Origin of the sequence: Zhongshania sp. (assembly GCF_041623545.1) — a bacterium.
GTDB lineage: Bacteria > Pseudomonadota > Gammaproteobacteria > Pseudomonadales > Spongiibacteraceae > Spongiibacter.
This window is the reverse complement of the sequence record NZ_JBFJWS010000033.1, coordinates 1-21,247: the sequence shown is the minus strand read 5'-3', so window position 1 is coordinate 21,247 and position 21,247 is coordinate 1. Positions and strand designations below refer to the sequence as shown.

At 50.6% G+C, this 21,247-nt stretch carries 20 protein-coding genes and 2 tRNA genes; 19 read left to right on the top strand and 3 right to left on the bottom strand.

What is annotated here, in order from left to right; genetic code table 11:
- From ABYT30_RS06230 to ABYT30_RS06220, 3 genes are all read left to right on the top strand, one after another.
- Nucleotides 1-649: FtsX-like permease family protein (locus tag ABYT30_RS06230; protein ID WP_373095662.1), on the top strand; the 649-nt coding region annotated here is incomplete at its 5' end.
- Complete coding sequence (lolD, locus tag ABYT30_RS06225; protein WP_373080443.1) at nt 642-1,367, top strand: lipoprotein-releasing ABC transporter ATP-binding protein LolD; 726 nt, start codon at nt 642-644, stop codon at nt 1,365-1,367. The genes ABYT30_RS06230 and lolD, both read left to right, overlap by 8 nt.
- Nucleotides 1,367-2,587 carry a lipoprotein-releasing ABC transporter permease subunit gene (locus tag ABYT30_RS06220; RefSeq protein ID WP_373080441.1) on the top strand — a complete coding sequence of 407 codons (1,221 nt, stop codon included), beginning with the start codon at nt 1,367-1,369 and terminating at the stop codon, nt 2,585-2,587. The genes lolD and ABYT30_RS06220 overlap by 1 nt, the downstream gene beginning before the upstream one ends.
- Before the next feature lie 14 nt (nt 2,588-2,601).
- Here the strand turns inward: ABYT30_RS06220 and ABYT30_RS06215 are convergent, their stop codons facing one another.
- Entirely contained in the window at nt 2,602-3,129 is a 528-nt protein-coding gene (locus tag ABYT30_RS06215; RefSeq protein ID WP_373080439.1) for a DUF2062 domain-containing protein, read from the bottom strand.
- 105 nt (nt 3,130-3,234) lie between these two features.
- Between ABYT30_RS06215 and ABYT30_RS06210 the strand changes: the two genes are divergently transcribed.
- From ABYT30_RS06210 to ABYT30_RS06140, 15 genes are all read left to right on the top strand, one after another.
- On the top strand, nt 3,235-5,517 hold the full coding sequence (locus ABYT30_RS06210; RefSeq protein ID WP_373095660.1) for a DNA internalization-related competence protein ComEC/Rec2: 2,283 nt from the start codon (nt 3,235-3,237) through the stop codon (nt 5,515-5,517).
- Between the two features lie 64 nt (nt 5,518-5,581).
- Complete coding sequence (locus ABYT30_RS06205) at nt 5,582-6,220, top strand: MotA/TolQ/ExbB proton channel family protein (RefSeq protein ID WP_373080434.1); 639 nt, start codon at nt 5,582-5,584, stop codon at nt 6,218-6,220.
- A complete protein-coding gene (locus ABYT30_RS06200) occupies nt 6,217-6,648 on the top strand; it encodes an ExbD/TolR family protein (protein ID WP_373080431.1) in 432 nt (143 codons plus the stop codon). Before ABYT30_RS06205 ends, ABYT30_RS06200 begins: the two co-directional genes overlap by 4 nt.
- Before the next feature lie 42 nt (nt 6,649-6,690).
- Entirely contained in the window at nt 6,691-8,493 is a 1,803-nt protein-coding gene (gene msbA, locus ABYT30_RS06195; protein WP_373080429.1) for a lipid A export permease/ATP-binding protein MsbA, read from the top strand.
- A 6-nt stretch (nt 8,494-8,499) separates the two neighbouring features.
- Complete coding sequence (gene lpxK, locus ABYT30_RS06190) at nt 8,500-9,486, top strand: tetraacyldisaccharide 4'-kinase (RefSeq protein WP_373080426.1); 987 nt, start codon at nt 8,500-8,502, stop codon at nt 9,484-9,486.
- Nucleotides 9,487-9,537: 51 nt separating this feature from the next.
- The gene (gene kdsB / locus ABYT30_RS06185; protein WP_373080424.1) at nt 9,538-10,305 is read left to right on the top strand and encodes a 3-deoxy-manno-octulosonate cytidylyltransferase; all 768 of its coding nucleotides are present in this window, start codon (nt 9,538-9,540) and stop codon (nt 10,303-10,305) included.
- Entirely contained in the window at nt 10,302-10,799 is a 498-nt protein-coding gene (locus tag ABYT30_RS06180; protein WP_373080421.1) for a low molecular weight protein-tyrosine-phosphatase, read from the top strand. Before kdsB ends, ABYT30_RS06180 begins: the two co-directional genes overlap by 4 nt.
- On the top strand, nt 10,799-11,818 hold the full coding sequence (gene murB / locus ABYT30_RS06175) for a UDP-N-acetylmuramate dehydrogenase (protein ID WP_373080419.1): 1,020 nt from the start codon (nt 10,799-10,801) through the stop codon (nt 11,816-11,818). The genes ABYT30_RS06180 and murB overlap by 1 nt, the downstream gene beginning before the upstream one ends.
- Nucleotides 11,784-12,407: an alpha-ketoglutarate-dependent dioxygenase AlkB gene (locus tag ABYT30_RS06170; RefSeq protein ID WP_373080417.1), complete on the top strand. Its 624-nt coding sequence runs from the start codon at nt 11,784-11,786 to the stop codon at nt 12,405-12,407. The genes murB and ABYT30_RS06170 overlap by 35 nt, the downstream gene beginning before the upstream one ends.
- A 67-nt stretch (nt 12,408-12,474) precedes the next feature.
- Nucleotides 12,475-13,119, top strand: a complete 645-nt coding sequence (uvrY, locus tag ABYT30_RS06165; RefSeq protein ID WP_373080416.1) for a UvrY/SirA/GacA family response regulator transcription factor — start codon at nt 12,475-12,477, stop codon at nt 13,117-13,119.
- A 20-nt stretch (nt 13,120-13,139) separates the two neighbouring features.
- Nucleotides 13,140-15,011, top strand: coding sequence for an excinuclease ABC subunit UvrC (gene uvrC / locus ABYT30_RS06160; RefSeq protein ID WP_373080414.1), 1,872 nt, complete (start codon nt 13,140-13,142; stop codon nt 15,009-15,011).
- Nucleotides 15,012-15,052: 41 nt separating this feature from the next.
- Nucleotides 15,053-15,613, top strand: coding sequence for a CDP-diacylglycerol--glycerol-3-phosphate 3-phosphatidyltransferase (gene pgsA, locus ABYT30_RS06155; protein ID WP_373080412.1), 561 nt, complete (start codon nt 15,053-15,055; stop codon nt 15,611-15,613).
- 134 nt (nt 15,614-15,747) lie between these two features.
- A tRNA-Gly gene (locus ABYT30_RS06150) sits at nt 15,748-15,823 on the top strand.
- Between the two features lie 38 nt (nt 15,824-15,861).
- Nucleotides 15,862-15,935: transfer RNA gene (locus ABYT30_RS06145), tRNA-Cys, on the top strand.
- Between the two features lie 517 nt (nt 15,936-16,452).
- A complete protein-coding gene (locus tag ABYT30_RS06140) occupies nt 16,453-17,106 on the top strand; it encodes a DsbA family protein (protein WP_373095658.1) in 654 nt (217 codons plus the stop codon).
- Between the two features lie 41 nt (nt 17,107-17,147).
- On the opposite strand, the gene rrtA is transcribed toward ABYT30_RS06140, so the two are convergent.
- On the bottom strand, nt 17,148-17,747 hold the full coding sequence (gene rrtA / locus ABYT30_RS06135; RefSeq protein ID WP_373080407.1) for a rhombosortase: 600 nt from the start codon (nt 17,745-17,747) through the stop codon (nt 17,148-17,150).
- 442 nt (nt 17,748-18,189) lie between these two features.
- Here rrtA and ABYT30_RS06130 point away from each other — a divergent pair, with 442 nt between their 5' ends.
- Nucleotides 18,190-20,673, top strand: coding sequence for a TonB-dependent receptor (locus ABYT30_RS06130; RefSeq protein WP_373080404.1), 2,484 nt, complete (start codon nt 18,190-18,192; stop codon nt 20,671-20,673).
- 70 nt (nt 20,674-20,743) lie between these two features.
- On the opposite strand, the gene ABYT30_RS06125 is transcribed toward ABYT30_RS06130, so the two are convergent.
- On the bottom strand, nt 20,744-21,139 hold the full coding sequence (locus ABYT30_RS06125) for an acyl-CoA thioesterase (RefSeq protein WP_373080402.1): 396 nt from the start codon (nt 21,137-21,139) through the stop codon (nt 20,744-20,746).
- Between the last annotated feature and the right edge of the window lie 108 nt (nt 21,140-21,247).

The window sequence follows — 21,247 nt, the reverse complement described above, 5'->3', positions numbered from 1 at the left end:
TGACGGTACTAGTGCCTTTATTCACATTGGCGACGCTCAGCGCTTATATCAGCTTGGTCATGATGTTGAAGGCTTGCGCCTGCAGTTGACGGACATGTTTGCCGCGCCGCAATTGCTACCTGTGCTAGCCGCGGAGTTGCCTGAAGGCAGTGTCGCAGTAAGTTGGAGTGACAGTCAGGGTAGCTTGTTTCAGGCGGTCAAAATGGAAAAGCAAATGGTACGCCTATTGTTACTGTTTATTGTACTTATCGCGGCGTTCAATATTGTCTCTATCTTGAGTATGGCTGTGTCCGCAAAGCGGGGTTCAATTGCGGTATTGCGCACCATGGGAAGCACGCCGAGTTCCATTATGGCGATTTTTATCGTTTACGGTATGGCCACTGGCTTAATTGGTCTTGGTTTGGGCCTGCTAATTGGTGTTCCGCTCGCCCAGCATATTGGTGATGTCGTCGCATTTTTAGAGCAGCTAAGCGGCATGCAGCTCTTTAACCCTCAGGTTTATTTTATTACTCATCTTCCCTCACATTTAGAGTGGTCAGATGTAGGCGTTGTTAGTGGCTTTGCTTTGTTGCTCAGTTTACTGGCGACCTTGTATCCAGCTTGGCAGGCTTCTCGGGTGCAACCCGCCGAAGCGCTGCGTTATGAATAAGAGTGCAGTGTTTATGCCTAATACCAGCGCCCCGGCAGACTCAGTTCTAGCCTGTCGCAATTTACATAAGTGTTTTGTTCAGGGGCCCGAGCAGCTCAATATACTGAATGATATTAATCTCGACATCGGACGCGGCGAGCGCATAGCGATTGTTGGCCCCTCCGGTGCGGGTAAAACGACCTTGCTGCATATGCTTGGAGGGCTTGATACGCCTTCGCAGGGTAGCGTGATGGTTAGCGGTAAAGATATCGCGAAGATGAATGACCGCGAGCGAAGTCGTTTACGCAACCGCGAATTGGGATTTGTATACCAGTTTCACCATTTGCTTGCCGAATTCTCGGCGCTTGAAAATGCGGCAATGCCATTGTTAATTGCGGGTGAAAAACGCGCGACGGCTTTTGCACGAAGCAGTGAACTGCTGGATCGAGTCGGTTTGGGGCATCGCTTGCAACACCGGCCAGCGCAATTATCTGGTGGCGAGCGTCAGCGGGTAGCTATTGCCCGGGCCTTGGCAAATAGCCCAGCTTGTGTCCTGCTGGATGAGCCCACCGGTAATTTAGACGGTGATACCGCAGAGTCTGTTCAGGCGCTATTACTTGAGTTAAATCGCGAACTGCAAATCAGTTTGGTCATTGTTACTCACGATATGCGACTTGCTCATCGAATGGATCGAATTTTGAGTTTGGCCGACGGGCAGTTACAGGAGGCTTCGGCCTGATGCGTTCTCTGGCAGTGTATATTGGCCTGCGCTATAGCTCGGGCCGATCCGGAAGTCAGTTGGTGTCTTTTTTGTCACGCCTGTCCATGCTTGGTCTTGTTCTCGGCGTCGCACTTCTAGTCACCGTGCTTTCAGTGATGAACGGTTTTGATCGAGAAATGCGCAGCCGCATTCTAGCGCTGGTACCGCATATCACGCTGCAGCCCTGGGCGGTGGGAACCACTGATTGGCAAACCTTGCGAAGTGATGTTGAACGGCACCCCGAGGTGTTGGCAACAGCGCCGTTTATTCAAGGTAGTGCTATGTTAATAAAGGGCGGTTTGGTCGAGCCAGGCTTGTTCTATGGTGTGGAGCCCACGGCAGAAGCGAAGGTGTCGACGATTCAGGATTATGTCGATTTACGTGTTTTAGCGGCCAGCAGCAAAGCCGTTATATTGGGTAAGGCCTTGGCTGACCGACTCGGAGTTGGAGAGGGCGAGCGAATCACCTTTGGGGTGCCCCAAGCTGCAGGCAGCCAGAATGTGCGGTTTGTCCAAATGACGGTTGGGGCATTAGTGGCAACGGGTACAGAGCTTGATCAGCAAATGGTGCTGATGCATATCGATCAAGCGCAGACCTTGTTCTTGGAACCGCAGCCGGTGTCATTACGGGTGACGGTGACGGATGTGTTTGCGGCGCCGCAAGTTGCCTGGGAGTTGGCCTCAGTGCATGGCCGCGACTTTATGCTGAAGGATTGGAGTCAGCAATTTGGCAATATGTATCATGCCATTCAAATGTCGCGCAAACTGGTGGTTATTATGCTCTTGGCCGTGGTGGGCGTCGCGGTGTTCAATGTGGTGTCGACTCTCGTGATGGTGGTTAATGACAAGCGCGCCGATATTGGTATTCTTCGCAGCCAAGGTGCCAGTCAGGGCGATATCTTGCGCATTTTTTTGAGCTATGGCGCGGTGATTGGCGCTGTTGGATCGATTGCAGGTGGTGTGCTGGGCGTGATTCTCGCCTTGTTTATTGGTGATGTTGTTGCGGCGATTGAGGGTTTTTGGGGGTTAAAACTCTTACAGAGCGATGTTTACCCAATTAACTATTTGCCCGCTGACATTCGAGTACCGGATGTTTTGGCTGTCTGCGGTTTAGCGTATGTGATGAGTCTGCTGGCAACGATTTATCCCGCGTGGCGGGCGTCGCGCATGGCGCCTGCCGAGGCCCTGCGCAATAGTTGAATATGCCTTTTGGGCTATAGTTTGCGGTTAAGGCGGGCTTCCTGGCGTTTACGCCAGCGCCGCACGACATGAACTCGCCAAAGAATATGTATGCTGGTTGCGCCAACTAAGCCCGCTAATAAGCCGGTTAAAAAACAGCCAACGAGCATGGGGCGCCACAAATGAGTGAATTCTTCTGCGAGCCAAGCCCATGATAATTCAAAATGGAAGGTGCTGGGTGGCATACCCATAACCGTTGCGCCGACTTTGTAGGTGAAATAAAAAATGGCGGGCATGGTAACGGGGTTGGTAATCCATACCAACATGACCGAGATTGGTAAATTTGCTCGGCAGACAATGGCGGCGAGGGCGGCAAGCAGCATTTGCGTTGGTATCGGCACAAACGCAATAAACAGGCCCAAGAAAAACGCCAAGCTCACCGAGCGGCGGTTCAGATGCCAGAGGTTAGGGTCGTGCAGCAGACTGCCAAAAACACGGACCGAGGGGTGCTCGCGCATTTTTTCGGGAGTCGGTAGCCAACGTTTAAATAATTTACGAGCCATCCGCTCAATTCTAGTTCACATTTGTGACAGTTGAAATTAATCCAGCCGCATAATTAGGTACGCGGGGCGGCGCCATTATGCACGGAACTATCGGGGTACTCCAGCATGTTGTCATGGATGACAGCGGCGATTGTGGCAATAGTCGGCGTGGCCTTTGCGCCGGCTTTACCGACAGCCACGATTATTGTCACAAGTCTAATAGTCGGCTTTTGTGTTAGTACACTGCTGAGGTCGCGCTGGCGCTGGCCGGTGGTGGCTTTTTTACTTGCGGCGTCCTTCGCCAGTAGTTACGGTCTCTGGCGCAGCGCGCAATTATTGCCGGTTGATTTAGAGGGCAAAGATATTACTCTGCGCTTTCGGGTATTGACGCCACCGGAGCGGCGGGGAGGGGCCCTCGGCTATTATCGATTTGATGCTAAACCTGAGGGCAAATCTCTTGGCCGTCTGCGCTTAAATTGGTATGGCGAGAGGCCGCCAAATCTTGGTGACGTGATATCAGCGCAAGTGCGTTTACGGCGTCCCCATGGTTATCGATCGCCAGGCGCTTTTGACTATGGCCGCTGGTTGTTTATATCTGGGTATTCTGGCGTCGGATATGTACGTCGCCCGAGCGAAGCGGTGAACCAGGGGGCAAGTCCCAATTTTTCGGCGGTGATTTTCCGTCAGCGCTTAATCGCGGGGCCTGTGGCGTATTTCGATCGCTATGTTCATGGCGCTGTAATGAAAGCCCTGCTGTTTGCTGATCGCAGTGGGCTTCGAGACGAGCAGTGGGCTCTGTTTTCCCAAACGGGAACCAGCCATTTAATGGCTATTTCCGGAATGCATATTGGCATGGTGCTGCTGTGGGGGTGGGGGCTGGGTCGCGTAACTGGTTTTATATTTCAGCGGAGCCTGCCGCTAAAACCGGTGATCGCTATGAGTTTTGCCTTGATATACGCGGCAATGGCCGGGTTTTCAGTGCCGACTCAAAGGGCGCTAGTGATGGCGGCTATGGCGATGCTGGCCTTCAGCCTGCGGCGGCAGGTAACGTCCTGGCAAGTCTACTTTACGGCCATGTTAGTGGTCTTGATTATCGATCCGCTGGCGCCACATAAAGTGGGCTTTAATCTCTCCTTTGCGGCGGTCGCTGTTTTACTTTGGGCATTTCAAGGCCAGCGGCAGCAGCGGGGCTTAAGCTTGCTTCGCTCACAGTGGGTGGTGGTCATTGGCCTACTTCCCTTGCTAGGAATGTGGGGGCTCGGTTTTAGTTTAGTGAGTTTGCCGGCGAACTTGGTGGCTATTCCCTTGGTTGGCATGCTGGTGTTGCCCGCGCTGTTCATCGGTTTGCTGCTGCTGTTCGTCTCGCCCAAGCTGGCTGAGCTGCCATTGTCGATGGCAGATAGCTTGCTCGGGTACCTTGAGCTGGCGCTGAGACTAATCGCTAAGTGGCAGCCGGTTATTCATTTTTATCCTCCCCCTGCGGCGGTGGCCTTGGGTATTGCGGCAATCTTTATCGCACTTTTGCCCCGTGGCGTTCCCGCTAAATGGCTGGCAATGCTCCCCCTAGTAGCGATGTTTTACTGGCCGGTGACGAGGCCGGTGAAGGGGGATTGGTGGGTCACGGTATTGGATGTTGGGCAGGGTTTAGCGGTGGTAATCCAAACTCACAGTAAAGCATTGCTATACGATGTCGGTCCGGATTTTAGTAGCGGATTTAATACAGCCGAGGCGGTGGTGATACCGGCTTTGACGAATCTCGGTATTGATCAGCTCGATGCCTTGGTGCTTAGTCATGCTGACCGAGACCATGCGGGGGCCGCGCCAGCATTACTGGAAAACCTAGCCGTAGCTAAGCTTTATCTTGGCGAGGAAACCCCTAATTTACCGCGGGCGGGTATAGGTTGCCATTCCGGAAAGAGCTGGCGCTGGGAGGGCGTGTCCTTCGAGTTTCTGGCTGGGCCTGAGCCTAGTCAGTCCGGTAATAATGCTTCCTGTGTACTGAAGGTCGGCGCTGGCGCAGCATCGGTTTTATTGACCGGTGATATCGAGGGCGATATTGAGGGGTATTTACTCGCGTCTCAGAAAGACCTGTTGCCGGCAGATGTATTGATCGCGCCTCACCATGGCAGTAAAACCTCTTCGACGACGGCGTTTATCGCGGCGGTCGCGCCACGGGAGGTGGTTTTTTCCGCCGGACGCCACAATGCCTACGGCCATCCCGCCAGCTCCGTTTTACGTCGTTATGCGCAGAGGGGTAGTCGCTGTTGGCATTCTGGGCAGCATGGCACCATTCAATTTCGTTTTCGCAGTGGCGAGTTGGCGGATATTTATTATGCTCGCGAGTGGCAATACTACTGGGAAACGCCGGCAAACGCTGAAATATGCCGGAAATTCAAATCCGAGGGCTGATTCACTTCTTACCGAGGCGTTCACTCCGTATAATGCCTGCACATAAAAATTGTAGGGTTCTGATGTGCTGGAATTGGTGAAAGCGGGCGGCTGGTTAATGCTGCCAATTATTTTATCTTCAATTATTGCTCTAGCGATCTGTGTAGAGCGTTTTCTCAAACTGAATCCCGATAAGGTTGCCCCGCGCAATTTACTAAATCAGGTTTGGTCGTGGTTGCAAAATAAGCAGCTAGATGCGGAAAAACTCCGTGAATTACGCCGTGGCTCGCCGCTGGCACAAATTCTGGCGACGGGTTTGGCTAATGCCAAATTTGGTCGTGACATCATGAAGGAGAGCATTGAAGACACGGCATCCCACATTATTCATGACCTTGAGCGCTATCTGAATGCATTGGGCACCATTGCCGCGGTTGCGCCACTGCTCGGCTTATTGGGTACGGTCTTAGGTATGATTCGGGTGTTTACTGAAATTATGGTGCAGGGCACAGGTAACGCCGGGGTGCTCGCAGGGGGTATTTCTGAGGCGTTGATTACCACGGCTTCCGGATTGTGCGTGGCTATTCCAGCCTTAATTATGCACCGTTATTTTCTGCGTCGAATTGACGAACTGGTGGTCCGAATGGAACAAGACGCCATGAAATTGATTAATGCCATGCACGGTGAAGTGCAAATTAAAGATAGCGCTGCAGGTAAAAAGTCGTGAAGTTTAAGCGTCAGCGCATGGATGACAGCGGCGTGAATCTTACGCCGCTCATTGATGTCGTGTTTTTGTTGCTAATATTTTTCATGGTGTCGACAACCTTTACTAAAGAAAGTCGTTTGAACCTTGAATTGCCAAGTGCCCAGGGCGAAGTGATACCGCAGGAGGCCAAAGTCTTAGAGGTTGTTATTGATGCTCAAGGCCGTTACCGCCTAAATGAGCAGGCATTACTCGATCATTCGGTAGACGGATTAATGGCCGCAATGCGCGAGATCGCGGGCGACGACGCTGAGCTCCCCGTAATTATTACCGCTGATGCAAAAAGTCCTCATCAGGCGGTGATTACCGCGATGGATGCGGCGGGGCGGCTTGGCTTCGCTAAGTTGAGCTTGACCACGCAAGATCCCGAAACTAATACAGCTAACAATTAATTTTAGTTCTAATACCTGTTAACGCTAGGAAATCCCGGCACTATGAGTAATAACAATAAAACCGATCTCGTTATATACGGCCGCTTGCTGAAGTACGTGATCCCGATGTGGGCGATGTTTCTATTTAGCGTACTCGGCTTTTCGGTATTTTCTGGGGTGCAAGTATTACTGGCCGATATGATGCAGCTCATAGTGGATTATATTGGCGGCAATATGGTGCCGGGTGACGGCGGTATGTCCGCGAAGTTTATGTGGGCCTTGGGCGGCAAGGATTTCGAATTAACGGATGCGCGTCTTTGGATTGTATTGATGATGGTTGTTCTAGGCCTTGTGCGAGGCTTGGGGTATTTTGCTGGTAACTATTTTATTGCGATTGTATCAAATAGCTTGGTCCATAATTTACGCTGCGAATTGTTTAATAAGATGCTGCACATGCCCAGCAGTTATTTTGATCAAAACTCCACTGGCATGATGATTTCAAAAATCACCTTTAATGTTGAGCAGGTCACTGGTGCGGCTGTCAATGCAACTAAAGTTGTGCTTCGTGAGGGTACCTTTGCAATCGGGCTTATTGCCTACTTACTTTACAGCAACTGGAAACTCACCATGGTGTTTTTCCTCGCCCTGCCGATTATCGCTGTTACTGTTTACTGGGTGGGTAAGCGATTTCGTAAACTCAGTAAGAATATTCAAAATGCCATGAGCGACGTCAATCAAGTGACTAATGAGTCGATTGGCGCCTATCGCGAAATTCGTCTTTACGACGGCACCGCTTTTGAAACAGCTCGTTTCGTGGAAGCCAGCGGGCGCACCCGCAGTCAAAACATCAAAATGGCTTATTACAACGCGATCAGCCCTTCGGTTATTCAGTTCCCGGTAGTATTGGCCACTGGAGTTTTAATATGGATTGCGCTGGGCCTGGGCGGTGAAATGTCACCAGGGGCATTTGTGGCGTATTTGTCTGCCGCCTTGTTTTTGCCTAAGCCCATGCGCCAGCTCGCCGACGTTAGCAGTACTATCCAGAAGGGCTTGGCGGCCGCTGAAGATATTTTTGATTTTATTGATTCTGAACAAGAGAAAGATAGCGGTAACTATACTAGCGAAGAAACACGCGGCGAAATTGAAATACGTAATCTGAGTTTTGCCTATAGTAAAAGCTCAGATTTGGTGCTGCGGGACATTAATTTAAAAGTGCAAGCCGGCAAATCACTGGCTTTAGTGGGCCTGTCCGGGTCCGGCAAGTCCACCTTGGTGAGCTTGTTGTCGCGATTTTATGAACACGAGCAGGGCGAAATACTACTCGATGGTGTCGACGTCAGGGATTATAAACTCGCGAATCTTCGCGATAAAATGGCGTTGGTCACCCAGCAAGTCACCCTGTTTAACGACACCATATTTAATAATATTGCCTATGGCAAAATGGCGGGGGCTAGCCGTGAGCAGGTGCGTGCAGCTATCGAAGCGGCGCATGCGAGCGAGTTCATTGACCAGCTGCCCGAAGGCTTAGATACAATCATTGGTGAAGACGGCGTGATGCTGTCCGGCGGCCAGCGTCAGCGATTGGCGATTGCTCGCGCATTTCTAAAAGACGCACCGATATTAATATTTGATGAGGCCACATCGGCCCTTGATAATCGCGCCGAAAGCCATATTCAGAAAGCGATGGAGGAGGTCATGAAAGGCCGGACGACCATCGTTATTGCTCACCGTTTAAGTACCATCGAAATGGCTGATCAAATCGTGGTAATGGAAGCGGGACAAATAAAAGAGCAGGGCAGCCACGATGAACTACTGGCCTTGAATCAGCGCTACGCTCAGCTTTACCACAAGAATTTTGAGGAATAGGCTTAAGTGTCTTTGGAACAAGGCCTTAATCGGGCGTGGTATGGCAAGCCAAAAAGCTTGCTGCTGCTTGTCCCCTTGGAGTTTTTGTATCGTTTGATCGTCGCACTGCGTCGCCGTTTAATAAGGCCGCAGTCCTGTGGCGCGCCACTGATTGTGATCGGCAATATCTCAGTGGGCGGTAGCGGGAAGACCCCGGTTGTTTTGGCCGTGGCCGAATACTGTCAACGCACGGGCTATAAAGTGGGCATAGTTAGCCGCGGATACGGCGGCTGCGCGCCGCAATACCCTTATTTGCTTACGAATCAGTCGACACCCGCAGAATCAGGGGACGAGCCCTTTTTGATGTATCAGCGCAGCGGCTTGCCACTAGCTGTTGCACCAGACCGCTTGGCGGCCGCGAAAATGCTTGTAGAACAGCACGGCTGCAATCTGATTATTAGTGATGATGGCTTACAACATTATCGCTTAGCGCGGGATATTGAGGTCATCGTTATTGATGGTGAGCGCGGATTCGGAAACGGCCATTGTTTGCCTGTGGGGCCGCTGCGCGAGCCCATTGCTCGAGCAAATGAGGTAAGTTTAAAGATCATTAACGGCGGCAATGCTGGCCTTAGTGGCTTTAACATGAATTTGAACGGTTCAATGGCTGTAAATTTGTTGAGCGGCGAGCAGCTAGCCATCGCTGATTGGCCGCCAAATCAAAAACGAATTCATGGGATTGCGGGGATTGGCAATCCGCAGCGGTTTTTTCGAAGTTTACGGGCGATGGGCTTCGAGGTTATTGAACACCCATTTCCAGATCACCACGACTACACTTTGGACGACGTGCAGTTTGATGATTCATTGCCGGTAATGATGACGGAAAAAGATGCGGTCAAATGTCGAAGTTTCGAAGTACAAAAGCACTGGATGCTGCCTGTTAGCGGTGAAATAGATCCGCTTTTTTACAGTGCGCTGCAGTCTAATTTGGCTAATGTCCTTCACATTCACTAATATTTCCTGAGGCGGCTGATTGCTGCTGTTGTACACAATTTTGGAGCAAGCATGTCCTATACCGTCGTTATTCCCGCTCGATTCGCTTCTAGTCGCTTGCCCGGCAAGCCTTTACTGGATATCGCTGGTAAACCGATGATTCAGCATGTCTGGGAGCGGGCGGTGGCGAGTGATGCCAGTCGCGTGGTTATTGCGACAGAAGATCAGCGGGTGTTTGACGCCTGCCAGCGCTTTGGCGCAGAAGTACTGATGACCCTAGCAAGCCATGAATCTGGTACCGATCGCCTGCAAGAGGTGGTTAGCAAGCTAGGACTTGGTGACGACGAAATTGTTGTGAACGTGCAGGGCGACGAACCGTTAATTCCCAAAGCGGCTATTGCGCAAGTGGCGGAGAATTTAGCTGCTAAACCGGCAGCTGGTATCGCTACCTTGGGCGAAGCTATCAGCGATATAGAGGTGGTTTTCAATCCGAATGCGGTAAAAGCGGTTGCCGATAATCAAGGGTACGCACTTTATTTTAGCCGCGCGCCGATGCCTTGGTGTCGCGATGATTGGGCGGGAGAAGAACTCAAACTCCCCGATAATGCACCTTTTTTGCGCCATATTGGGATCTACGCTTATCGGGTCGGCTTTCTCCATGAATTTGTGCGTTGGCCAATGGGCGTTTTAGAGCGTTTTGAGCGCTTAGAACAGCTGCGGGCCATGGAAAACGGCGTGCGTATTCATATCGCCAAGGCCTGTGTCGAGATCCCCGGCGGGGTTGATACCGAGGCTGATTTGCAAAGCGTGCGGAAAATACTCGCGGCGAGCGCCAAATGACGGTCAAGGTATTATTTGTTTGCCTCGGCAATATATGCCGATCGCCGACCGCTCACGGGGTTTTTCAAAAAATGCTTGCGGATGCTGGCCTAGGCGCAGAAATTGAAGTGGACTCAGCGGGCACTGGTGACTGGCATATCGGCCGCAGCCCAGACCCGCGAAGCCAGGCTGCAGCCTTGAGTCGGAATTATGATCTTTCACCATTACGCGCCCGGCAGGTCTGCTTAGCGGATTTCCACGAATTCGACTATATCTTGGCCATGGATAAGCAGAATTTGACAGATTTACAGGCTATACGTAGCGATCAGGCGAAATGTGAGCTGGCGCTGTTTTTGAATTACGCGGCAAATCCCACGCGGTGCGAGGTGCCCGATCCATACTATGGTGGTGAGCGAGGCTTTGATGAGGTGCTGGACTTGGTCGAAGCCGCCGCCGCTGGTTTGTTAGCGCATATATGTGAACACCACGCCCTTGGCAAAGGCGCTGGGCTGTAATGGATATTCAGCGTCATGTCGATTTACGGCCGTATAACACGCTTGGTATCAGTGTTTGCGCAGATTATTTTATTGAGGTAGCCAGTCTCGATGCCCTTAAAGAGGCTATTGAATTTAGCAGCCGTCGCCGCTTGCGGCGCGTATTCATCGGCGGCGGCAGTAATTTAGTTCTGCGGGGCGATATTCAAGGCTTGGTCATTCATATGGCTATGCGCGGCATAAGCTGCGAAAGCAGCGGCGAAGAACGTTTGGTGACGGCGGCTGCCGGAGAAAACTGGGATGAGCTGGTGAAGTACAGTTTGGCCCAAGGTTGGTATGGCTTAGAGAACTTGATTTCTATTCCCGGTCAAGCGGGTGCGGCGCCAATCCAAAACATTGGCGCCTATGGGGTGGAACTCGCCAGTGTCTTAGATTCGGTCACGGGTTGGGATGTTAGTCTTAATGGCTTGCGCACCTTAAGCGCGACCGATTGCCAACTCGGATACCGCGATAGTATTTTTAAAGGTGCGTTGCGCGACGTATTTATTATTACATCAATAACCTTGCGCTTAAGTGCAACACCGTCGCCGAATATCAATTACCCAGCATTGCGTGAGGCGCTGCCGAAATCGAACAATCCAGAGCAAAAACTGAGTGCTGAGTTAGTCGCAGAAACAGTGGCGCGGGTGAGGGCAGAAAAGCTGCCGGATTTTCGGCGAGAGCCAAATGTGGGTAGTTTTTTTAAGAATCCTATTATTTCCAAGACGCTAGCCCACGAACTTGTTGCGAAATATCCAGCGCTTCCCCATTGGCCAATGCCCGGCGGCCGTTTCAAAGTGGCGGCGGCATGGCTGGTGGACCAAGCGGGATGGAAGGGTAAACGTCGTGGGGCAGTGGGAATCCATCCTCGCCAAGCCATTGTATTAGTTAATTACGACGGAGCCGCCGGGGCCGACGTACTGGCTTTTGCCAGCGCGATTCAGGCGGATGTGCTAGCGCGTTTCAATGTTGAGCTCGAAATTGAACCGCGTGTTTACTGACCCGGAAGACATACCCCTCGACGGTGGTGGCTTACGCTATTATCCACAGTATATTGTTGAGCCTGATCAGCTTTACGATCAACTGCGCGACGATGTGGACTGGCAGCAGCCCGCACTTGATGTATACGGTAAGCGGCACCTGACGCCACGGCTCGTAGCGTTTGTGGGTGACCCTGGGATTGAGTATCGCTACAGTGGTCATCGTCATTGTGCATTACCGTGGCCGGCACAAGTACGCCATCTGCGCGAGAAAATCGCAGAGGATACTGGCTTTGATTTTAACTGTGCGCTGCTTAATTACTATCGCAATGGTGACGATTGCATGGGCTACCACAGTGATGATGAAATCAGCTTGGGCGGCGCACCTTGTATTGCGTCGCTGAGCCTAGGCTGTGGCCGCGATTTTCTCATGACGCCGAAAGGGGTGAAGGCTAAATCGCGCAAAATTTATTTGGCCTCGGGATCTTTATTACTGATGTTGCCTCCTACCCAGCGCAATTGGCAGCATGCACTGCCTGCTCGGAAAGGGCTGGTACAGGGGCGGATCAATATCACCTTTCGCAAGGTGATATTATCAGTCGAGGAATAAACCACAGTAGACTGGTTAGGCTGAGTTTGCGGTGGTATTGTTGAAGGCATTGGATGCAGGGAAATACATGATTACAGTATTAGTTGCCGATGATCACGCCATGGTGCGTACCGGAATAGTGCGAATGCTCGATGATGCCGACGGCATCTCGGTAATCGCGCAGGCCGCCAGTGGCGAAGAAGCGATAAGTAGCTGCCGAATCTTGAGCCCTGATGTCGTTTTAATGGATGTGAGGATGCCCGGTATAGGCGGTTTAGAAGCGACGCGTAAATTGCGCCTGGTTTCCCCTGCAACCCGTATCATCGCCCTCAGCGCATACGATCAAGAGCCAATGCCGAGCCGCTTGCTTAAAGCCGGCGCGTCCGCCTATGTGACGAAGGGCGCTTCTGAAGAAGAGATGGTTCTAGCCGTGCGACAGGTCGCCAAAGGACTGCGCTACTTGAGCCCCAGTGTCGCGCAGGCTATCGCTTTAAAAGGTTTTAGTGGCGATGTCGAATCGCCTTTTGAGACGCTCTCAGAACGTGAAATGCAAATAAGTCTAATGATCGCCAACTGCCAAAAAGTTATTGATATAGCAGAGCAGCTTCATATCTCGGCAAAAACTGTCAACAGTTACCGTTACCGAATTTTTGAAAAACTCAATATTGGTGGCGATGTTGAGTTAACGCTGCTTGCCATTCGCCACGGTTTGATAGACTCGCCCGGCGCTTAGCGGCGTGGTTTTGTATTGTTATGACTGATACCGCTCCTGAAATCGCCACCGAGGTCGCTGCCACAGCAGTGCAGTTTGACTCGTCCAGTTTTTTAAAAACGGTGACGGTTAAAGCGGGTGTCTATGTCATGCTTAATGCCGCCGGCGAGGTGCTTTATGTCGGGAAAGCTAAAAATCTCCGTAAACGCTTAAGCAGTTATTTTCGTGCCAGTGGTTTAACCACCAAAACCATGGCCTTGGTTGGTCGTATTCACGCCATTGAAGTAACCGTGACCGCCAGTGAGCGGGAAGCACTGCTGCTAGAACAAAACCTGATCAAGCAATACAAACCGCCGTATAACATCCTGTTACGGGACGATAAGTCTTACCCCTATATTTATTTGAGTACCGATCACGAGCATCCGCGCTTGAGTATTCACCGCGGCCGCAAAACGGGTAAGGGTATGTACTTTGGGCCTTATCCGAGTGCTGCCGCAGTGCGCGATAGTTTGAGCTGGCTGCAAAAAGTATTTCGTGTGCGCCAGTGTGAAGACAGTTATTACAAAGGTCGTAGTCGTCCCTGTTTGCAGTATCAGATTGGTCGCTGCTCCGCGCCCTGTGTTGCCGCAGTTTCGGAAGAAGATTATGCATTAGATGTCCATCATACCGAGCTGTTTTTAAAGGGAAAAAGTTCTGATGTTCAAGATGAGCTAGGGCGCCAGATGGAGCGCTATGCCGAGGCGCTTGAATTTGAAAAGGCCGCCGAGCTTCGCGACCGTATTGCCTATTTACAGCAGGTGCAGGCTACCCAGTGTATTGAAGGTGAAACTGGGGATATTGATATTCTTGGCGGCGTTATGGATGGCGGTCAAGTGTGTATTCAGCTGCTCTGTGTTCGCGGCGGTAGGGTGCTCGGTAGTCGCAGTTTCTTTCCTAAAAGCCAACTTGAAGAGCCATTGGCCCTGCAGCTGGAAGCGTTTGTTGCCCAGCATTATTTGACTGGCGGCGGCGCGGTGGATATGCCAAGAGAGATCATTAGCAATATACCGCTCGATGATGAAGATTTGTTAGCTGCGAGCTTGAGTGAGCAGGCGGGACGACAGGTTGTACTGAGTCATAAAGTACGCAGTAATCGGGCGAAATGGCAGAATTTGGCCCTTACCGCCGCTGAACAAAACCTAAAAAACCGCTTGGCGTCATCCGCGAGTAGCCTGAAGCGCTTCAAAGCGCTTCAGGAGGTTTTAAACTTAGAGAGCCTGCCAAGCCGTTTGGAGTGCTTTGATATTAGCCACAGCAGCGGTGAGGCTACGGTGGCGTCATGTGTTGTCTTTGACGGCAATGGCCCACTGAAGTCCGATTACCGCAAAATGAATATTGAAGGTGTTACTGGCGGTGATGATTATGCCGCCATGCACCAGGCGCTGACCCGGCGCTATAAACGAATAAAAGCTGGCGAGTTGGTAATGCCCGACATTTTGTTTATTGACGGTGGCAAAGGGCAGTTGACTCAGGCGCAATCGGTCATGGCTGAATTGGACATAGATGGGCTTTTGATGATTGGCGTCGCCAAAGGCAGCGATCGCCGTACTGGGCTGGAAGTGCTGATACGCGGTGATAATGGCAAGGAAATCACGTTGCCAGATAACAGCCCCGCGCTGCATTTGATTCAACATATTCGCGATGAATCCCACCGATTTGCCATTACCGGTCACAAAGCGAGGCGCGATAAAAGTCGGCGCCAGTCCACCCTCGAGGGCATACCTGGGGTAGGGGCAAAGCGGCGGCGAGAATTACTTCGCTATTTCGGCGGTTTACAAGGCGTAAAGCAAGCCGGGGTTGAGGATTTGCGACGGGTACCGGGAATTAGCGAGAAAATTGCATTACAAATCTATGAAGACCTGCGCAGCGCATAGAAAACGAATAGAATACGACTTGCTGCCTTGATGAGACCACTATGAATATACCGAATGCCTTGACCTTGTTCCGAATTGTACTCATTCCGGTACTGGTGGTTTTATTTTATATGCCTATTGCGCATACCTATTTTTTAACCGCAGCCGTATTTGCTGTGGCGGCCATGACCGATTGGTTAGATGGTTATCTAGCCCGTAAATTAGGTCAAAGCACGCCGTTGGGGGCATTTCTTGACCCCGTGGCCGATAAATTAATGGTGGCCGTGGCATTGGCCTTGCTCATTGAGCGCTACGATGCATCCTGGTTTACGATACCCGCGATTATTATCATTGGTCGGGAGATTGTTATTTCGGCATTGCGCGAGTGGATGGCTGAACTCGGTAAGCGCACCAGTGTGGCCGTTTCGTATTTGGGCAAGATAAAGACAACCATGCAAATGGTTGCCATTTTTGGCCTACTACTGGTTTCACCGGATCACCAAGGCTATTTGTATTACGCCAATATTGTGTTCTTGTACACTGCCGCGCTGCTTACTTTATGGTCAATGTTGATTTATCTTCATGCCGCATGGCCGGATTTACGTGATACCGCCGGTGATTGAGAAAAAAATCACGTTAAATCAGCAACTTTCCTTGACAGAATTTGGTGACTGACTAGAATAGGCGCCTTCTTAAAGCACAGCACAACGGTGTTTTAGAACTTGTGGGAACAAGTCAAAAATCCAGATGTAGTGACGCGGGAATAGCTCAGTTGGTAGAGCGCAACCTTGCCAAGGTTGAGGTCGGGAGTTCGAGCCTCCTTTCCCGCTCCAATACATCACGCAATGCAGAGTCTTCTGTAATGCAATTTGGCGCGGTGGCAGAGTGGTCATGCAGCGGACTGCAACTCCGTGTACGCCGGTTCGATTCCGACCCGCGCCTCCATTTACAGATCCCCCTCGGAAGTTAGTTAGACTCCCACAATCAATTTATCATCCCTTGAATTAGTTAAACCTATTGCCTCGGCGTGCTTAATCACTGTTGTCAGTGCTTCATGCTTTCGCCTGACCGTGGTTGCCAATAACACATTGCTCAAGCATATTGGTGTGTTAATGACTTAAGCGTTAAGGATTTCACCGCCATGAAAAACCGCAGGGAAGGCGACCATGATTTAAAACAAGGGCCAAGACCGGCAGAAGAACCGCCATATTACATATCGATACCGAATTATTTAATTGCCTCTCCGGTTGCAAAGCGGCCGTGCAGCGCGATTTCATGGTATATGTCAGTGGTATTTTTGTTGGCTCTAAGTGCCTCGCCCGGTTCGATGTTGCATTTTTTTACGAGGCCAAGAATTTATCGAGCCCTAAGGCATTATTTGGGCAGGTTTAGCGTGTAGAAGGCGGTCGCTTTTAGTAAATATCCCAGGATTATCACGAATTTAAATTTAAGGGCGAAGACGATGACTAAGGCTCCCAGCAAATTGCGGATAGATATTGTGTCTGATGTGGTCTGCCCGTGGTGCGTTATTGGCTACCGGCAATTGGCAGAGGCCTTGGAGGCGAGTGGTACCGCACATGAAATCCATTGGCATCCATTTGAGCTGAATCCCAATATGCCTGCCGAGGGTCAAAATCTGCGCGAGCACGTCGCTGAGAAATACGGCGCTACCAAGGCGCAGTCGGAGGCCAGCCGGGCCCAGATGACGGCCGTTGGCGCAGAGGTGGGCTTCGAGTTTCGCTTTGCCGACGGCATGCGTATGCACAATACTTTCAGCCTACATCAGCTTCTACACTGGGCCGACCAGCAAGGACGTATGCACGATCTGAAGCAAGCCTTGTTTTCAGCTCACTTTACCCATTGCCGGAATCTCTCTGACCACAAGGTCCTAGCGGATGTGGCTGCGGAAATTGGATTGGAACGGATCGAGGCTTTGGCGGTGCTGAAAGACCAGCGCTTTGCTGCCGAGGTGCGAGCTGCTGAAAAATTCTGGCTAGACCAAGGTGTTCAGGGCGTGCCGGCGCTGGTCTTTAATCGCCGCCATCTTGTAACCGGTGCGCAAGGGGTCGAGAACTATATGCGTATCTTGGCGCAGCTGGCAGAGGAAAGTGATTGAGCCTTCAGTCAAGGTGCTGTGGGCGCATCCTGACACCTTATCTACTTGCTACTGCACGCCAGCGAGTTAGTTTTTTGCCAATACAAAAAACCGGTGTAAAGCCCGCCCACCAAAATGCCACTTACAAAACCCCAGAAATGCGCCTCGGTGGCGACTCGAATATCAATTAAGTTTGCAGTAAATTGCGGCTGGCCCTCAAATACTAGCTTAAGGGCAAGCAGGCTTAAAATAGCGATGCCAAATATCGCATTTTTCGGCAGTGTACTTATTGCAAAGCAAGCGAGCATACCGTGAAGCACGGCAGAAAACCCCACGTAATACATCAGTTGCGGTTCCCATAAAAATAGGAATAACCCGGTCAGCAAGGCGATCAATAGTGTTAAGTGAATAAGTGTGACGCCGGGAATTTCTGCATTTATAAGTTGTAATACTAAAATAATGCCGACGCAGTTCAGCGCTAAATGGCTGATATTATTGTGAGTGAAATGCCCACCAATTAGGCGCCAGTACTCGCCGTGTTCGATTTTAATACGATCCCAGGCGAGATCGTAGTTTGCATGGAAATATTGAATGACGATCAGACCCGCAATAAGGGTCCCGATGTGTATCCAGCTTGCGCTTGATGGACGGTATTGAAGCACGGATTAATTCCTGTATTAAACGCTCCAGCCATGGTCTGACAGTTGATTCGCAAATTCAATCGATACGCTAGCTTATTGTCATAGCGAACATAATCTAATTTTGTTTAAAAGGGCAAATGCCGAGGGTTTCCCGTCAACTGCTCAGCGGCAGCCTTTAGTCTGTGCGTGTAGAGGCAACTTTTATCTCATTTTTATACGAATTTCACCGTGTTTTAATCCCTGCCGTTCAACGTCATTAATTTGTGGTAATGAATTTTTGTGAACCATAATGGTTCATATCGATATTAGTTGTGATTTAATAGGCCACAAGATAAGGATAAGTAACAAGGTGTAGACGCCGGCGGCGTATGAGATGTGTGCCGAATAATCAAGAATTTGCGCCGCACAGGGTTTGTTCAACACCGATTGATTTCTCACTATGGCGAAGGTTAATGGAATACGTATGGCGAATGTAAAGAACTTTGCACCTTTAATGGTAATGACTTTAACTGCGGGGATTGGCGGTACGGCGGGGTCTGCCCATGCAGAAAAGTTTGCATTAGAAGAAGTTATCGTAAGCGCGCAGCGTCGCGAAGAGAATGCCCAAGATGTTGCAATTTCTATTACGGTGTTTAATCAAGAACAAATTGCTAACGCCAATATGACTAATTCGGCAGACATCGCGACTTACACGCCTTCGCTGTCTGTTAATACACGCTTTGGTAATGAAAATACCTCTTTCTCTATTCGCGGTTTCACTCAAGCACTGCGGACAGCGGCCTCGGTAGCAACTTATTTTGCTGAGGTGGTCGCCCCGCGGGGGCAGACGTCGCAAACATCGGGTGATGGCGCCGGTCCAGGAACATTGTTTGACCTACAAAATGTGCAGGTTTTAAAAGGGCCGCAGGGCACTCTGTTTGGCCGTAATACCACGGGAGGGGCGATACTGCTTAGCCCACAAAAGCCGACAGAGCTACTTGAGGGTTATCTTGAGTTGTCGGCGGGTAGTTTGGGCACACAGCGTCAGCAAGCCGTGCTGAATATCCCATTTTCGGATAGTTTTCGTGTTCGCTTAGGTATTGATAGCAACGCTCGCGATGGCCATATGCGCAACGTAACGGGCATAGGCGCGAATGAATTGGGCAACACTGACTATACCGCCGCGCGCTTGGGAATCAGCTGGGATATTACCGACCATATTGAAAACTACACAATATTGTCTATGGTCGATTCAGAATCAAAGGGTATTACCTCATCCTTATTTGCCTGCAACACGAACCCGGACCCAAGTGTTAATCCGTTTTACGCAATAACCGGCGTCGCCTGTAATACCCAGTTGTCCAATCAAGCGGCGGCCGGACAAAATGGTTTTTACGATTTGGCCAGCACGATCCCGACGCCAATTACGGCAATTGAGGAACGTCGTTTTATCAATACAACAACGTGGCAGTTTGGTGAGAATATCACCATAAAAAATATCCTCGCTTATGCTCATCTTGAAACGCAGAATGGTTCCGATATATTTGGTACTTATTTTAAAGAGTCGCCGGTCGATACCGGCTTGCCCCTTGGCGGGATCGCTCCCGGCGCAGACCCCAATCGCGAATTTTTGGTTGGTATTTCAGTGTTGAATCCAGGAGTGCCGGTAACTAGTCAAGGGACTTGGGTTGAAGAAATTCAGGTGCAGGGTGTGGTGCCTGACTGGGGCATTATTTGGCAGGCGGGTTTATATTGGGAGCGTAGCGACCCAGATGGTTACTCGGGCAATACGTCTGGATCCTTTCTCTATTGTGATCCATCGACGCTTGAAGGTGATCCAGCGAATTACAACTGTAACGATCCACTGGCGGGCACCCTTGGCGGGATTCTTGTTCAAAATTATAAAACCCGCTTCCGGAACCGCGCGTCGTATGCGCAGGCTACTTTTGATCTAACTGAAAATTTAAGTCTTACTAGCGGTATCCGCTATACGATTGACAGAACGCTCGGTGACGGCATTAAGGAGCGCCATAATTTTGCGTTTACCGTAAAACAGGACCCTATCGTAAGTACCTCAGCACCACGGGAAGAGAGTGAGGCGCCGACGGGTATGATTGAGCTTAATTATCGACCGATCGAAGACGTAATGGTCTACGCCAAAGCGATTCGTGGCTATCGTCAGGGTAGTGTTAATCTCGCGGCTGACCCAGGGCTAGATACTCATAGTAACGAAACAGTCGATACCTTCGAGGTAGGGGCTAAAACCACGTTCGGTGGGCCAGTTCCAGGGCGCTTCAATTTTGCACTGTTTGACAATGAATTGACCGATATGCAACTGCAAGCGGGCTATATATCAGCGACCTCAGGACCGACAACGGCCATCACCAATGCTGGGCGCGCGTCGATACGTGGTGCCGAGGTTGAGGCCTATTTTCAGTTAATGGAAAATCTGTCATTGAATTTTTCTTATTCGATGCTGGATACCGAGTTGCTAGAGCGGGGAACGATCGACAGCCAGGTCATTGCAGATGCTGTGACTGAAGCGTCGGGGAATCCAGTGTCTGGTCAGGTCGCTGCCGGTACTTATACACCTATTGCGGATGTCGGTGATGAACTTCCGTTCGCAGCCAAAAGCTCTTGGGTTGCTTCGCTTAATTACCAGGTTCCCATGTCGCCGAGCTTTGGTATTGTTAATCTCGGCGCGACTTACGCTTATACAGGTGAAATGCGCGCCGCCGCGACGAGTGCCTCGCCCTACGCAATGTTAGAGGATTTTGGCATCCTCAATTTAAATGCGAGCTGGATGGGCATTCTAGGCAGCCCCTTGGATTTGTCGATTTTTGGCACCAACGTCACGGATGAAGAATACGTGACCTACGTAAGTGGTACTTACAATACCCTGAGTTTTGACTCGAGAATGGTTGGTTTTCCGTCAATCTACGGCGCACGCTTACGCTATAGCTACTAATTCGTAAGTTAGATTTCCAATTCAAGAACGGAGATGGCAGTTGCTATCTCCGTTTTTTGTATCTGGATTTTTATTCTATATTTCCCCCGCTAGATGCCTCCCAGCTTGACGGGAGCGCGACAGATGTTCGGCTTGCGAGGTCAAAACCGACGACGGTAGCTTGCCCACGGCTGACGAGGCGATCGTTGGCGTAAATTTCACTGCTAAGTGTCATGCTTTTATTGCCGAGCTTGGAGCACCATGTCGTAACGTAAACATCTTCGCCGTACATTGTTTCGCTGATGTAGTCGATATTGATATTTACAACGACGTTCATCGGTACTTCGCTGACTTTACTTAGCTCAGTTAAAAAATCAGTTCGCGCGAGCTCTAAGTAGGTGATATAGGAACCTGAAGAGATATGACCGACAGCGTCGGTGTCTGAAAAGCGTAATTGAATACGCGTTGTTGTAATCGGTAATTGCATTGCGTATATCCTGCTCCGAGAGCTTGTGGCGGTTGGTTTTCAATTGATTATCTCAAGCATGATAAGTTTACTTTGCGATTGTGGCCATGATTTAAACTTCCGAATAGT

Excerpts from the sequence above, each read along its gene's own strand:
- ABYT30_RS06140 (WP_373095658.1), top strand. The coding sequence starts at position 16,453 with ATGACTAAGGCTCCCAGCAAATTGCGGATAGATATTGTGTCTGATGTG.
- ABYT30_RS06215 (WP_373080439.1), bottom strand. The coding sequence starts at position 3,129 with ATGGCTCGTAAATTATTTAAACGTTGGCTACCGACTCCCGAAAAAATG.
- msbA (WP_373080429.1), top strand. The coding sequence starts at position 6,691 with ATGAGTAATAACAATAAAACCGATCTCGTTATATACGGCCGCTTGCTG.
- uvrC (WP_373080414.1), top strand. The coding sequence starts at position 13,140 with ATGACTGATACCGCTCCTGAAATCGCCACCGAGGTCGCTGCCACAGCA.
- ABYT30_RS06170 (WP_373080417.1), top strand. The coding sequence starts at position 11,784 with ATGTTGAGCTCGAAATTGAACCGCGTGTTTACTGACCCGGAAGACATA.
- murB (WP_373080419.1), top strand. The coding sequence starts at position 10,799 with ATGGATATTCAGCGTCATGTCGATTTACGGCCGTATAACACGCTTGGT.
- kdsB (WP_373080424.1), top strand. The coding sequence starts at position 9,538 with ATGTCCTATACCGTCGTTATTCCCGCTCGATTCGCTTCTAGTCGCTTG.
- ABYT30_RS06130 (WP_373080404.1), top strand. The coding sequence starts at position 18,190 with ATGGCGAATGTAAAGAACTTTGCACCTTTAATGGTAATGACTTTAACT.
- ABYT30_RS06125 (WP_373080402.1), bottom strand. The coding sequence starts at position 21,139 with ATGCAATTACCGATTACAACAACGCGTATTCAATTACGCTTTTCAGAC.
- ABYT30_RS06210 (WP_373095660.1), top strand. The coding sequence starts at position 3,235 with ATGTTGTCATGGATGACAGCGGCGATTGTGGCAATAGTCGGCGTGGCC.
- pgsA (WP_373080412.1), top strand. The coding sequence starts at position 15,053 with ATGAATATACCGAATGCCTTGACCTTGTTCCGAATTGTACTCATTCCG.
- ABYT30_RS06180 (WP_373080421.1), top strand. The coding sequence starts at position 10,302 with ATGACGGTCAAGGTATTATTTGTTTGCCTCGGCAATATATGCCGATCG.
- ABYT30_RS06220 (WP_373080441.1), top strand. The coding sequence starts at position 1,367 with ATGCGTTCTCTGGCAGTGTATATTGGCCTGCGCTATAGCTCGGGCCGA.
- lolD (WP_373080443.1), top strand. The coding sequence starts at position 642 with ATGAATAAGAGTGCAGTGTTTATGCCTAATACCAGCGCCCCGGCAGAC.
- uvrY (WP_373080416.1), top strand. The coding sequence starts at position 12,475 with ATGATTACAGTATTAGTTGCCGATGATCACGCCATGGTGCGTACCGGA.